The sequence below is a fragment of the Ruegeria sp. AF3 genome (genome assembly GCF_056536285.1).
The window spans coordinates 183,267-196,813 of record NZ_JBQFJM010000001.1; the positions used below are offsets into that span (position 1 = coordinate 183,267).

Below are 13,547 nucleotides of genomic sequence, written 5' to 3' on the forward strand. Positions count from 1 at the left end.
CTTGACCTAAAGCCTGCGTTAACCTGCGCGGCAGAAGGTAAAGGCATGAGCAGTCAGAGAAATCAGTCACAGGTTCGCAAACGCCGGGTGTTCTACATCCCCGGTTATGACCCGATGCCGCCGCGACGATATCGCGAGCTTTACCGAACCGAGTCGCAGGCGCAGGCCCGGATCTCGGGATATGAGATCGCCATGGCCCCCAAGTCCGCAAAAGGTCTGTTCGGCTGGTCCGTGACATCATTGCAGGACGGTGCGTCTGTTGAGACAGAAATCGAAGTTCTGGTCTGGTCAGACATCGTGCGCGACAGCATGTCCGCGTCGATCCCTGCAACCTACGCGCAGTTGGCCCACACGGCGTGGATATACATTTCGACCGGCGCTTTGTGGCGCCTGATGCGGTTGCGCAAGGGCCCGGTGATTGCGGCGCTCTATCCGGTGGCGATGTTGGTGTCTCAGCTGCTGGTTGCGTTTGCAGTCGTGTGGGCATGTGTGGCGATGGCTGGCTGGTGGGGTCTGTTTCCGGGTATCGCCGTTGCGGTTGCGCTGATGCTGTGGTTCCGCAAGATCGACAACCGGCTGTTTGCCTATTACCTGATGCATGATTACGCCTATTCCGCGCAGCTGAAGGGGGAAACTCCGCTTAAACTGAAGGACAGACTGGCCGTATTCCGCAAGGCGATTGAAGCCGCTCTGATATCCGGTGTGGATGAGGTACTGGTCGTGGGCCACAGTTCGGGCGCGCATATGGGGGTGTCTGTTCTGGCCGACCTGATCCGCGACAGGGCGGTGCCGCAACAAGGGGCAGAGTTGTCCTTTCTCAGCCTTGGGCAGGTGATGCCTATGGTATCCTTTCTGCCAAATGCGCAGGGCCTTCGGTCCGACCTTCAATTCCTGTCCTCCAGTTCAGACATCACGTGGGTCGATGTCTCGGCCCCCGGGGATGGCTGCGCATTTGCGCTGTGTGATCCGGTGGCCGTCACAGGGGTGGCTGGGCCGGACAAACGCTGGCCGCTTGTCCTTTCAACCGCCTTTACCCAAACCCTAGCGCCTGAACGTTGGAAAGCCCTGCGCTGGCGGTTCTTCCGACTGCATTTTCAGTACCTTTGCGCCTTCGATAAGCCGGGTCTGTACGACTATTTTCGGATAACGGCAGGCCCTTTGACGCTGAAACAGCGGTTCCTTGGGCGCACACCCTCGCGCAGCCGGATTGAGACGCCAGTGTCCAAATACACGTCGGTGCGCCCATGACCCCGCCCAAGCCCCAGCCGCGCGCAGACAAGGTTTCCCTACTGCGCTATCTGAAACTGTTTCGTCAGGATCTGCTGTCTGCACAGCCAGCGCGCCTTTACCGCGCGTGGATGGCCGAATTTAGGACACCCTTCTTTCGATCTTTCCTGATCAATCAACCAGACCTGATTGACACCGTCCTCAGGAAACGCCCCGAAGATTTCCCTAAATCGGGCCGGATCAGCGAAGGCCTGCGCCCCTTGCTTGGAAATTCGGTGTTCCTAACCAATGGAGAGACGTGGAAACGTCAGCGGCGCATCATTGACCCGGCATTTGAGGGCGGGCGGCTGAAAGACACGTTTCCCGCCATGCTGGCCGCGGCAGACGCATGTGTTGAGCGGTTGCGGCCCCATGTCGGCAAACAGATCGAAGTCGAAGAACAAACAAGCCACGCCGCAGCGGATGTGATTTTTCGCACCTTGTTTTCGGTGCCAATTGACCACGCCATAGCCAGCAAGGTGTTTGAAAAGTTCCGCAACTACCAGCGCGAACAACCTCTGCTGAACCTTGCAGCCTTCGTTCCGCTGCCCAAATGGATGCCTCGGTTTCACTCCCGGACGACACGGAAAAACGCCGAAGACATTCGTAACCTGATCACTGACCTGACCCATGAGCGGGCTGAGGCGATCAAGGCCGGAACCGCACCCGACGATCTGGCAACCAAGATCATGACGACCGCTGACCCTGAAACCGGTCAGTTTTTCGGGCCCGAGGAGATGGTTGATCAGGTCGCGATCTTCTTTCTGGCAGGCCATGAGACCAGCGCATCGGCTCTGGCGTGGACATTGTATCTGCTGGCGCTTTATCCCGAATGGCAGGAAAGGATTGCTGACGAATCTGCCGCTCTGGACGATCCGACATTTGCCTCGGTTTCCAAACTCAAGATCAGCCGCGACGTGTTTCGCGAGGCACTGCGCCTTTACCCACCAGTTCCCATGATGGTGCGAGAGGCCACGTGCCCACACCGTTTCCGAAACAGGGACGTTCCCAACGGGTCACAAATCGTCATCAGCCCTTGGCATCTGCACCGTCACGAACGGTTATGGGACAATCCCGACGGCTTTGACCCGACTCGCTGGAACAGTGAAAACGGCAAGACATGCCAGCGCGAAGCATATATCCCTTTCTCCGCAGGTCCCCGCGTTTGTACCGGGGCCGGGTTTGCCATGGTCGAAGGGCCGCTGATCCTGTCGATGCTGGTGCGAAATTTCAAATTCGAAACAATCAGCGGCAAAACGCCGGTTCCGGTGGCCCACCTGACCGTTCGATCCAGGGATGGTATATGGTTGCGGCTGATTGAGCGCTAACAAACTACCATCGGTCCTGACTGTGATGTATGCGGGGGGAGACATCGGAATCATCATTGAACGGGAAAACACTATGGCCAAAGCAGAACAGCGCGCGCAGATGATCAACGGCGCAGGCTTTATCGCGGCATTGGATCAAAGCGGCGGCTCGACCCCGAAAGCTTTGGCGTTGTACGGCGTTGACGCGTCGACCTACAGTTCGGACGCTGAGATGTTCGGTGAAATACAAAAGATGCGCGCGCGGATCATTCTGGCAAATGACTTCACCAAGGACAAAGTCATCGGTGCGATCCTGTTCGAACGCACCCTCGGGGAAGAGATCGAGGGCCGCAAGGTCGCAGATTACCTTTGGTCGGTCAAAGGCATCGTGCCTTTTCTGAAAATCGACAAGGGCCTCGAGGTTCAGGCCAACGGCGTTCAGCTGATGAAGCCGATCCCAGGTCTGGCCGACACGCTGGCAAAGGCAGAAGGCGTATTCGGCACCAAGGAACGTTCGGTCATCCACGAGGCTAATGCCGAAGGCATCGCGGCCGTGGTCGCCCAGCAATTCGACGTAGCCCGTGAAGTGACTGAAGCCGGGATGGTTCCAATCGTCGAGCCGGAGGTCAACATTCATTCAGAAACCAAAGCCGAGGCCGAGGAGATTCTGAAAGCTGAAATCCTGAAGAACCTTGACCAGCTGGTCGAAGGGCAGGAGGTCATGCTGAAGCTGACGATCCCGACACAGGCAAACCTGTATGACGAACTGGCCGACCATCCGCGCGTTCTGCGCGTTGTCGCGCTGTCAGGCGGGTATTCGACCGAAGAGGCCTGTAACCTGCTGGGTCAAAACGGCAAAATGATCGCGTCTTTCTCTCGCGCACTGACCGAAGGTCTCTCGAAACAGCAATCGGACGCCGAATTCAACGCCGCTTTGGGCGGCAATATCGACAAGATTTTCAAAGCCTCTGTCTGATCCTCAGACGGGTTTCGTGAAAGAGCGGCGCAACTGTGCCGCTTTTTTTCTGCTGATACAGCCCTCGGCATGGTCATTGACCAGTCCCATGGCCTGCATGAACGCAAACACCGTCGTGGGGCCAACAAATTTCCAGCCCCGTTTCTTGAGGTCCTTCGACATCGCCACCGACTCGGGCGATGTGGATGCCGATTGCGGGGGCGGCGGGGTTTCCGCCTCATACCGCCAGACATAAGCAGCCAGCGATCCTTCAGACGCCACCAGCTCCTGCGCGCGGCGGGCGTTATTGATCACCGCCTCGATCTTGCCCCGGTGGCGAATGATCCCATCATTTTGCAGCAGACGTTCAACATCAACTTCAGAAAATTCGGCCATCTTGTTGAAATCAAAACCGTAAAACGCTTCTCGGAAATTCTCGCGCTTGTTCAGGATCGTGCGCCAGCTAAGACCCGACTGAAAACTTTCCAGGCACAGTTTCTCGAATAACCGCTGATCATCCGAGACCGGAAAGCCCCATTCGTTGTCATGATAGTCAAAGAACTCCGGCGCGGCCTGGCACCAGGAACACCGAGGTTGACCGTCTGGCCCCAATACTGTGTTGCTCATGAATGTACCCCTTTTGTTCCTCGGGGACGTTACACCCAACGACCAAGATCTGACAAGTGTTAAACCTTGTCTCGGTACCAGTTCAGAATAAACACGCGAATAGCCGAGGCCAATCCGGTTTCCGGGTCGCGGTCAACATCAATTTGCGCGGCCAGTGCATTGATTGGCTGATCTTTTTCTTTCGCAATGTCGCGAAATGCCCGCCAGAATTCATCTTCAAGCGAGACAGATGTCCGGTGGCCCTTGAGGGTCAATGAACGTTTTACCGGGCGACCGCTCATTCATCCAGCTCGTGATTGTCGAGTTCACGCTTCTGCTTGTCCTGCTGAAGCCTGACGATTGCTTTCTCGGACTTGGTGCGCCCAAAGGCGACGGCATTCTCATCTGCGCGGGCCTTCTTCTCGGCCCGCGCCTTTTCTTTTCGATACCGGTTCAGGTTGACCGGCTTGCCCATTAGTCTTTCGGGCCGATCATCTGTTCGGGGCGTACAACGGCATCGAAGGTTGCCTCGTCCACAAACCCCAGCGCAATGGCTTCTTCCTTGAGGGTTGTGCCGTTCTTATGCGCGGTCTTGGCGACCGTGGTGGCGTTGTCATAGCCGATGGTCGGGGCCAGCGCCGTCACCAGCATCAGCGATTCCTTCATCAGCTTGTCGATGCGCGGCTCATTGGCCTTGATGCCCAGCAACATCCGCTCGGTAAAGCTGTCGGCGGCGTCGCCCAGCAGCTGGATCGATTGCAACAGGTTGTAGGACATCATCGGGTTATAGACGTTCAGCTCGAAATGGCCCTGACTGCCTGCAAAATTCATCGCGGCGTTGTTGCCCATTACATGCGCAGCAACCTGTGTCAGCGCCTCGGCCTGGGTCGGGTTCACCTTGCCGGGCATGATGGACGAGCCGGGCTCGTTCTCGGGCAGGATCAGTTCGCCAAGCCCCGAACGCGGGCCAGAGCCCAGAAAACGGATGTCGTTGGCGATCTTATAGCAGCTGCCCGCGATGGTCGCCAAAGCCCCGGACATAAAGACCATGGCGTCATGAGCAGCCAGCGCTTCGAACTTGTTTGGCGCGGTCACAAAGGGCAAGCCGGTGATCTGCGCCATATGGCCCGCCACAGCTTCGCTCCAACCGTTTTGGGTGTTCAGGCCGGTGCCTACGGCGGTGCCGCCCTGCGCCAGCTCATAGATGCCGGGAAGCGCTGCGTGAACGCGTGCAATCCCCTGACGGATCTGGTGGGCATAACCGCTGAATTCCTGCCCCAGTGTCAGAGGTGTTGCATCCTGTGTATGGGTCCGGCCGATCTTGATGATGTCCTTGAACTCATCAGCCTTCTGCTCAAGACCAGAGGCCAGCTTTTCAAGCCCGGGCAGAAGGACGTCACGAACACTCATCGCCGTGGCAATGTGCATCGCAGTTGGAAAGGTGTCATTCGACGACTGACCCATGTTGCAATGATCGTTCGGATGCACGGGGTCTTTTGAACCGATGACACCGCCCAGAATTTCGATGGCGCGGTTCGCGATGACCTCGTTCGAGTTCATGTTCGATTGGGTGCCGGAACCCGTCTGCCAGACGACCAGCGGAAAGTTGTCGTCAAACTGGCCGTCGATCACCTCACCCGCAGCCTGAATGATGGCATCGGCAATTCTGGCATCCAGCTTGCCGGTTGCCTTGTTCTCCATCGCGCAGGCTTGCTTGATCACGCCCAGCGCACGCACAATGGCAATGGGTTGTTTTTCCCAACCGATCGGAAAGTTCATGATCGAACGCTGCGTTTGCGCGCCCCAATACTTGTCGGCAGGAACCTCGAGCGGGCCAAAGCTGTCGGATTCGGTGCGGGTCTGAGACATCTGTCACTCCGTCTGGTATGCTGTTGTATGCCGTTTAGCCGCAGCTAAGCCGTGACGCAATCGGCCAGTTGCGCGCACCTTAAACCCAAGGGCGTCAAAGGTATAGGCGCGGGGTGCGTCACTTTTATTGTTATCGTCGGGGAATGTGCCATTGTGCGCGGCCCCCTCTCAGCTACAATAGGTTAGTAGCCGCCTTGGAGGACAAGATGTCGAATTTCCATCGCATTACGCTTGAAAAAGCGATCGTGTTATTTGCTGTCTGTGCTTTGTGGCTGTCCGTTTTGGGCGCATCTGCGCGCGCCGCGGACATTACCCCGTTCCTGGGGGATTATGTGGGCTCGGCAAATGTCGTGGATGCGGACGGAACCTCAACTCCAAGGGATATGAGCGTTTCAATTTTCGAGACCAAAAACGGGTTCAACGTCAGCTGGCAAACCACCACCTACAAGCTAGACGGGCGGGTAAAAGAACAGCAGTTCTCGATTGACTTCGTGCCCTCGGACCGCCCGGATGTGTTCTCGGCCGCGATGAAACGCAATGTGTTCGGTCATGAGGTTCCGCTGGACCCGATGAAAGGTGAACCCTTCGTATGGGGACGTATCGTTGGCGACACACTGACCGTGTTTTCGTTGTTCATCGACGTGGACGGCGGATATGAATTGCAGCAGTTCGACCGAACACTGGCCGAAGACGGGCTGAACCTGTCATTTTCACGCTTCATAGACGGCCAGAAATCCCGATCAGTCGAAACATTTCTGATGAAACGCTGAACCCCGCGCAAGGCGGGGCTCAAAGGCTTATTTGCGGAAGCTGTCCAGCGACACGACATCGGCGTCGTGATGTGCCTCTTCTTCCTCTTCGACCTCGATCAAGTCATCTGCAACATAATCGTCATCATCTTCGTCGTCCGGGCTTTCGAACCGCAGTCCAAATTCCACCGATGGATCGACAAAGGTCTTGATCGCGCCATAAGGAATATAGAGCGGTTCCGGTGCGTCCCCGAAATTGAGAGTAATGGCGAATCCGTTCTCTCCGACTTCGAGGTTTTCAAACCAGTGCTGCATGACGATTGTCATTTCTTCCGGATACCGGTCGCGCAGCCAATCCGCGATGTCCACGCCATCTTCGCGTGTGTCGAAGGTAATGAAAAAGTGATGCGCTCCGGGCAGACCGGATTTCGATACATCCGTCAGCACAGTCTTGATAAGCCCGCGCATGGCGGTGTGCATCAGGTTGCCATAGTCGATGCCTTGCGACATGTGTCATCCTCAAAAGTGGTTAAGCTCAGCATAGGGGTTTTGTTCGGAAACGAAAGGGCAGGTATAATCGGATTGATCAGATATTATGCGCAGCCAGCCCTGCCAGTGACATCAGAACCAGCACCGTACCGATCCCCAATTTTAGTCTAAATATCAATATTCCAGCAATAAAGGTTAACGCAAGCGCCGGGATATCGAGCGAAGACAGCCGGGGCACGGGTATTGCCGCCGGACCCAAATTCATATCTGGCACCGATTCGAAAAGAACATTCAGGGCAAACCACACGGAAAGGTTGAGAATCACTCCGACAACAGCGGCGGTGATGCCGTGAAGGGCGGCAGACAGGCGGGGACGCGTGGCCAAACGGTCAAGATAGGGGGCCGTCAGGAAAATCCACAAAAAGCAGGGCACGAACGTTGCCCATAGTGCGACAGCGCCCGCAGCAAGCGCCAGTGAGAATCCACCGTTGATCTGCCCCGCCAGCATGGCGACAAACTGTGTAACCAGTATCAATGGTCCGGGGGTGGTTTCCGCCAGCCCCAATCCGTCGATCATCTGGTCTGCACTGATCCAGTGGTACTGATCCACAACGGTTTGCGACATATAGGCCAGAACGGCATAGGCACCACCAAAGGTCACAACGGCCAGACGGGCAAAGAACCACCCCAAATCGCTGAGCAATTGATGCCCGCTGAGTGTCAACGCTACAAGCGGCCCCAGCCAAAGCGGCAACCAGATCGCTATCGTCCGGGCCGAGCGGGCAAGGTGCGGCGTGTCCCGAGCCGTGGCTGCCTCAGCGGGTCCTTGATGACGCAAATACCCCCACAGGGCCGCGATCAGAATGATCAGCGGGAAGGGCAGGTTGAACAGAAAGATCGACAGAAACGACAGGCCCGCGATGACACGATGTTCCATATCCGTCAGCGCCTTACCTGACAGCTTGCGCAGGGCTTGCAGGACGATCACGATGACGGTCGCCTTAATGCCGGTAAATGCGGATTGCACCAGTGGAACGTCGCCAAATGCTGAATAAAGCGCGACTAGAACAGCAATGACAAACGCCCCTGGCAAAACGAACAGGCTGCCCGCAATCAGCCCGCCCACGACACCGCGCAAGCGCCAGCCTGCATAGGTTGCCAATTGCATTGCCTCTGGACCGGGCAGCAACATGCACAAGGAAAGCGCGCGCAGATAGGTCTGTTCATCCAGCCAGGGCCTGCGCTCGACCAGTTCTTGATGCATCAGCGAGATCTGGGCGGCGGGGCCGCCAAATGACAACAGGCCGATCCGTCCGAATACCTTGAAAAGGTCCAGTGCCGAAGGTCTCATGCGCCATGACCCGATGGCCAGTCATGCTTTTCATCAAACCCGTCGCGTGCCCAGCGGAACAGAGCATCATAAAGGTGCAATCCGGCTTCAAGTTGAGCATGATCATCGCGATACTGGCGGGACAAACCTACCGAGAACGCCAGCAACCCAGCGGCTTCCGGGGCCAGATCATGCTGGTCGGTATCCGCAGCGCGAATGATCCGGGCCATACGCTCAAGCGCCTCGGTTCGCAGGTCAAATGCCCGGATCATCGTGTCAAATGTGCAGCCGCTGCCCTGATGCGTCCAAAATGTATTCGGAACGTCAAAGGGGGTGGCGTCAAAGTGATCAACGACTCCCTGAACTTCTTCCGACGCGACAAAAAGGAACCGTGCATAGCGGTCAACAAACCGCCGGATCAGCCAGGGGCAGGCGATCCGGTCAATTTTAGGCCTTTGGCGCGTAACCCACAATGTGCTGCCGTCAATGCGCGCCGGCAAAATCGATTGGGGGACCAACGGCGCCTCGCGCTGTTCGTGCCACCCTTCAAACCCGCCTTCCAGATGTTCGGCGTTTTTGCCCATCCCGCGCAGCCAGGAGGCCACCCCTTGGCTGAGCTTTTTGCCCTTGTGGCAGATTACTACGCAAGGGTCGTTGCCAATCAGACGGCTTATTGCGTCGATTTCCGTGTGCGGGCAGCGAATTGACCCCGGAATCAGCCGCGGATCGTCGCTGAAATCCGCATCGGTGCGTATATCGATCAGAACCGGCGCCCGAGGCGTTCCGATTAACCGGCTCAATTGGGTCGGTGTGATGGCGTTAAGAGCAGCCATAGCATGTCTCCTTTAGTCGTTCGGATCCATGCGAAGCTTGGGCTGACGCCTCACGGGGTGTTCGCAAGCTGACCCCCTGCGCCAGTGCTACCTTGCAAGAACATAGGGGGTCAAGTTTGCGTTTTGAACCGTCAGGACCAGTCGAGCCGCTGACCGGTCATGCACACGGGAAGGGTATCGGCGGGAAACTGACCCATCTCTTCAAAAAACGAGATGAAATCGAAATGATTATACGCTTCGACCATCTTATTGTCTTTGAACCGGGCCATGACCTGACCGGTCACCTCCAAAGGGGCACCGTTATCGGCCCGGCACGTCTGCACATGCAGGATTGCGGATACCCAATCGCCGTTTTCGATGATCTTGGGCAAATCCACCTTGATATCCCCCAAGACATGACGAAACGCCGTGACGAGGTCCCGAAAATCGTCCGCACCCACCTGCATTTCGGGGATCAGCCCCTCGGCCATGGTTTCGGGTGCAAAGAACTGATCGATCGCCTCGGTGTTTCCGTTTTCCCAAACCTCAGAATACCAGGATCTGAGTATCTCTGAATTCGTCATCCCAACGCTCCTGTCCAACTGCGAACACGATGACAAAAAGGAATGAACAAACTCTGAATCTGCGCAAAGGCAGCATAAATATCAGACATATTGGGGGGAAGTGCAGGTTTCTGTTGCCAGGTACCTGCGAACCCCGCCTTACGCGGCTAGGCGCAAGGACTTAAGTTTCGGTCTTGTTACTGCTTACGCAGCAACTGCAACCGGAGCACGATTGTCGTTTGCAATTGTACTGTTTTCGCCGGTAACGGTGGCAGACAGCCGAGACAAAGCTTACCCCTTTAGACGTTCGTCGATCCTGTTTCGGCCCCATGATCCTCAAACGAAGGATTTTGGTGGAGCCGCCGGGTACCGCCCCCGGGTCCGATCCGTTTATTACGAGCGCGTTTATGTCCATAGTCCCGAAGGACATCTCATATATAGGTGAGGTGAGCGGCGGATGCAAACCCGGATTGCACATCTTTGTTGTCTTTAATTACAGAGCGTTACGCGACCCTATTGAAGTTTCCAGCGATCAACCATATCACCAGCACCCGTTCGATTCCACCGAAAGTAGCTGCCTTCAAGAAAGGCGGGTTATCCAGCGCCAATGGCAGGAACCGGTCTAGCGCGGCACCGGCATTGATTACGCCCAAGGACAGTGTGTTCCGGCCCAAAGGAAAGCGACTAAACCGCCGACCACAGCCCCAAAAGACCAACCAAAACAAGGCTCAGCGCCCAGATGAGTTCAAGGTTGAACCAGCTGCGGGACAAGAAACGCAGCCCCAGCCAACGATAAACGGCGAAGGCCAGAAACCCTCCGCCCAGAACCATGGCGGCGGTATGCAAGGCCGCAACTCCCAGAACCAGCAGACCGTTTGTTGTCATGATTTTGGAAATCGCCTGATGACCGGCATCCAGTTCATCCAGCTGGCACAGGCCCAGATAGATCGGAACCAGCATAAGGGCGGCCCCGTGCGCAAGAGCCACGAGAAACGACCACAGCGCCAGTTTGCTGGGTGGTATACGCGACAGAAAACGGGGATGGCGGCGGGTGATTGCAATGTAAAGCCCCATCGCGATGACAATCAACGCAGCCCAGATGCGGATTTCCTTTTGATAATCGACCAGAACGGCCATCAGCGCAAAGGGCAGAAGGACACCCAGCATGGCAACGAAATGCCCACCGGCCAAGGCCGCCAGTGCGCGCCACAGGGCGGATTGGCGCTGCTCCATCAGGGCCGAGGAAACCGCCAGCGGCCAGCCCATCCCGGGGTTCAGCCCGTGATACGCGCCGCTCAGTACAACGGCCAGCCAAAGGCCAGCCGTTGATGTCATCAGGGTTTCCAATTCAGACCGAGGGGTAACAGAAACTGTCGGTTGAACAATCTCCGCCCTCCAGCCGGATTTGGTGGCTGCGATATCCTTTGGGGAAATCGACCCAGAATTTCGGGTCCAAAACCAGCCCGCCATTCTCGCCCACATCCGCCTTGACCATGGCCGCGCCGCCTTCTTCGGGATAGAACTGATCGTCCCACGTGGAATAAAGCGAATTGGTCCAATAGACGCGTTTACCATCGCGGCTGATCTCGACCATTTGCGGCCCATAGCCAAAAGTCTGACCGTTCGGATGTTTGGTCTTTTTGACAATCCCTCCGATTTCGACCTTCCCGGCAAGGGTCGGGTTCATCGGATCGGACACATCATATTGATGCATCTCGCCGGTGCCCCAGCAGGCGACATAGAGGTATTTGTCATCCAGACTCAGGTCGATATCGGTGACCAGTGGTGGTACGGCGGCAAACCCCTTGAGAAGATCAGGAAGATCATCTGGATCAGCGGGTTGCGGGTCGATGGTGATCGTTTTCTTGGCTTCGAACGTGCCGTCGTCATTGCGCCACCACGTAAAGATTGCGCCTTGAAGGTTGGTGGTATCAACGACAACGCCGCAGAACCCGTGTTGTTTGACCGGGTCATGCGCGGGCCGGATTTCCAACGCCATCTGGTGGTTTTCGCCCAGATCGATGGTCTGAATATTGGTCCGGTTGCGCAGGTTCCAGAAATGGATGCGATGACCGTATTTGTTCGAAAGCAGATCCTCTGCCACCAGCCCGTTTTCAAATTGTGGAGGAAGGCCCCATTCGGAACTGACCATGTAATCGCGCGGCAGATTCCACCAGAAATCATAATGCTTGTCCTGCACGCCGCGCTCGATCTCATAGCGCCCGATGATCTCGAAGCTTTCACAATCCATGATGAAAATACCCGGAGGACCATCCGTGCCGTCCTCGCCGCCGCCGCCCAGCGTGCTGACATAGATGCCTTCCGGCCCGCAATGGATCGTGTGCGGTCGTGAATACCCAGTTTTATCAAAGACTTCCTCGGGTTCGATGATCTTGTGAATCTTCGCCTCAAGCGGGTTCTTTACATCGATGATGTATATCCGGCTGGAACGGATACCGGGGATGATCAGATAGCGACGTTCCAGAAACGCATGACCGCTGAGCGGTGACAGCGATGAGGAACAGGCATTCCAACCGAAATGGTGAAACTCGTCGCCTTTTTCGGGCATGATCACCTGATGCACGATCTTCCCGAAATCGGCCGAGGATGGATCGACATTCACAACTGCCAGCCCGTCAGGTTGCGAAAAATCGGGGCTGAGCATCAGCGTGAAAGCAAGCGTTTCAGCAGGGCCTTCCATTGCCAGCTTGGCTGACGGATAAAAGGTTGGGTCCGGTCTTTTGTTCATAACGTCCTCCCGTAAATCATTGTCATTCAATTCATATTGAGAGTTCCGGTCTTGACGCCGGATGACATTCTGCCTGCTCGTACCTTTGCCTTTGAAAGGTTGTTTCCGTTTAAGCCCTCAGGCCGGTTTCCGTTTGCGTTCGGCCACATCGTGGGCCAGTTGCTGTGTGTAATGTTCCAGATCGACCAGCGCGGCGTCGACGGTATCTGCGTCTCTGGCCTCAAGCGCGTCTGCAATTCTGGTGTGCAATGCGATGATTTCTTCGCGCGAACGTGCCGTGAAGGTAATCATGTTCATCAAAGGCTGCATCGCCTCGACCGCGCCAGCCAGTTGATAGGACAGGACCGGGTTGTCGGCCCCGTCCACCAGGGCCCTGTGGAACGTGACGTCTGAGGCACAAAATGCCTCATCCGTCAGGCCGGGCTGGGACTGGCGAAATATTTCCGCTCGCATCGTGGCAAGCTGATCCGCCGTTCGTCTTTGGGCAGACAGGGGGGCACAGGCGCGCTCCAGCGCATAGCGGGCCTCGCAGGCGGTATCAAAGCTGACCGCGTTCATCGACAGCAGCAGGGTCGAGGTTGTGATCTGCTGCGAATAGGCATCTTCGAAACTCAGGCGGTTCACGAACGCACCTCCGGTAGCGCCGCGCTGCGTGCGGATCAGGGACTGCGCCGCCAGTCGTTTCAAAGCCTCACGCACCGTTGGGCGCGAGACCTGAAATTGCTCGGAAAGTTCCGCTTCCGAGGGCAGGCGCGCATCCACGATCAACTCGCCTGAAACAATCGCGTCCCGGATGGCTTGCGCAATCTGGGCAGACAGGTCGGCGGTTTTCCGAGGCGCGGTTTTCATGTT

The 13,547-nt window shown here is 56.6% G+C and carries 15 protein-coding genes and 1 other RNA gene; 4 read left to right on the plus strand and 12 right to left on the minus strand.

Annotated features, from left to right (window positions below; all coding sequences use genetic code 11):
* Positions 1 to 45: 45 nt before the first annotated feature.
* The 3 genes from ACR3FC_RS00875 (at position 46) to ACR3FC_RS00885 (ending at position 3,549) form a co-directional block, all read left to right on the plus strand.
* Complete coding sequence (locus ACR3FC_RS00875; protein WP_480472621.1) at positions 46 to 1,248, plus strand: hypothetical protein; 1,203 nt, start codon at positions 46 to 48, stop codon at positions 1,246 to 1,248.
* The gene (locus tag ACR3FC_RS00880; protein ID WP_480472623.1) at positions 1,245 to 2,594 is read left to right on the plus strand and encodes a cytochrome P450; all 1,350 of its coding nucleotides are present in this window, start codon (positions 1,245 to 1,247) and stop codon (positions 2,592 to 2,594) included. Before ACR3FC_RS00875 ends, ACR3FC_RS00880 begins: the two co-directional genes overlap by 4 nt.
* Before the next feature lie 73 nt (positions 2,595 to 2,667).
* Positions 2,668 to 3,549, plus strand: coding sequence for a fructose bisphosphate aldolase (locus ACR3FC_RS00885; protein WP_480472625.1), 882 nt, complete (start codon positions 2,668 to 2,670; stop codon positions 3,547 to 3,549).
* Positions 3,550 to 3,552: 3 nt separating this feature from the next.
* On the opposite strand, the gene ACR3FC_RS00890 is transcribed toward ACR3FC_RS00885, so the two are convergent.
* The 4 genes from ACR3FC_RS00890 to fumC are packed head-to-tail and all read right to left on the minus strand — an operon-like array spanning position 3,553 to position 6,003.
* Positions 3,553 to 4,155, minus strand: coding sequence for a DNA-3-methyladenine glycosylase I (locus tag ACR3FC_RS00890; protein ID WP_480472627.1), 603 nt, complete (start codon positions 4,153 to 4,155; stop codon positions 3,553 to 3,555).
* 59 nt (positions 4,156 to 4,214) lie between these two features.
* Complete coding sequence (locus ACR3FC_RS00895) at positions 4,215 to 4,436, minus strand: ribbon-helix-helix domain-containing protein (RefSeq protein WP_209504003.1); 222 nt, start codon at positions 4,434 to 4,436, stop codon at positions 4,215 to 4,217.
* Positions 4,433 to 4,609: a DUF4169 family protein gene (locus ACR3FC_RS00900; protein WP_480472629.1), complete on the minus strand. Its 177-nt coding sequence runs from the start codon at positions 4,607 to 4,609 to the stop codon at positions 4,433 to 4,435. Before ACR3FC_RS00900 ends, ACR3FC_RS00895 begins: the two co-directional genes overlap by 4 nt.
* Positions 4,609 to 6,003, minus strand: a complete 1,395-nt coding sequence (gene fumC / locus ACR3FC_RS00905) for a class II fumarate hydratase (protein ID WP_480472631.1) — start codon at positions 6,001 to 6,003, stop codon at positions 4,609 to 4,611. Before fumC ends, ACR3FC_RS00900 begins: the two co-directional genes overlap by 1 nt.
* Positions 6,004 to 6,209: 206 nt before the next feature.
* On the opposite strand from fumC, the gene ACR3FC_RS00910 reads away from it, so the two are divergent.
* The gene (locus ACR3FC_RS00910) at positions 6,210 to 6,773 is read left to right on the plus strand and encodes a hypothetical protein (RefSeq protein WP_480472633.1); all 564 of its coding nucleotides are present in this window, start codon (positions 6,210 to 6,212) and stop codon (positions 6,771 to 6,773) included.
* 27 nt (positions 6,774 to 6,800) lie between these two features.
* On the opposite strand, the gene ACR3FC_RS00915 is transcribed toward ACR3FC_RS00910, so the two are convergent.
* The 8 genes from ACR3FC_RS00915 to ACR3FC_RS00950 all read right to left on the minus strand — a co-directional run bounded on the left by ACR3FC_RS00915 (position 6,801) and on the right by ACR3FC_RS00950 (position 13,544).
* Entirely contained in the window at positions 6,801 to 7,262 is a 462-nt protein-coding gene (locus ACR3FC_RS00915; protein WP_480472635.1) for an SspB family protein, read from the minus strand.
* A gap of 76 nt (positions 7,263 to 7,338) precedes the next feature.
* The gene (gene chrA, locus ACR3FC_RS00920) at positions 7,339 to 8,592 is read right to left on the minus strand and encodes a chromate efflux transporter (RefSeq protein ID WP_480472637.1); all 1,254 of its coding nucleotides are present in this window, start codon (positions 8,590 to 8,592) and stop codon (positions 7,339 to 7,341) included.
* Positions 8,589 to 9,404 carry a chromate resistance protein ChrB domain-containing protein gene (locus ACR3FC_RS00925; protein WP_480472639.1) on the minus strand — a complete coding sequence of 272 codons (816 nt, stop codon included), beginning with the start codon at positions 9,402 to 9,404 and terminating at the stop codon, positions 8,589 to 8,591. Before ACR3FC_RS00925 ends, chrA begins: the two co-directional genes overlap by 4 nt.
* Positions 9,405 to 9,535: 131 nt before the next feature.
* Positions 9,536 to 9,967 carry an ester cyclase gene (locus ACR3FC_RS00930; RefSeq protein WP_480472641.1) on the minus strand — a complete coding sequence of 144 codons (432 nt, stop codon included), beginning with the start codon at positions 9,965 to 9,967 and terminating at the stop codon, positions 9,536 to 9,538.
* A 99-nt stretch (positions 9,968 to 10,066) separates the two neighbouring features.
* Positions 10,067 to 10,413, minus strand: a transfer-messenger RNA (tmRNA) gene (ssrA, locus tag ACR3FC_RS00935).
* Positions 10,414 to 10,630: 217 nt separating this feature from the next.
* Positions 10,631 to 11,281: a hypothetical protein gene (locus ACR3FC_RS00940; RefSeq protein WP_480472643.1), complete on the minus strand. Its 651-nt coding sequence runs from the start codon at positions 11,279 to 11,281 to the stop codon at positions 10,631 to 10,633.
* A gap of 13 nt (positions 11,282 to 11,294) precedes the next feature.
* A complete protein-coding gene (locus ACR3FC_RS00945) occupies positions 11,295 to 12,695 on the minus strand; it encodes a selenium-binding protein SBP56-related protein (protein WP_480472645.1) in 1,401 nt (466 codons plus the stop codon).
* A 117-nt stretch (positions 12,696 to 12,812) separates the two neighbouring features.
* On the minus strand, positions 12,813 to 13,544 hold the full coding sequence (locus ACR3FC_RS00950; RefSeq protein ID WP_480472647.1) for a FadR/GntR family transcriptional regulator: 732 nt from the start codon (positions 13,542 to 13,544) through the stop codon (positions 12,813 to 12,815).
* Between the last annotated feature and the right edge of the window lie 3 nt (positions 13,545 to 13,547).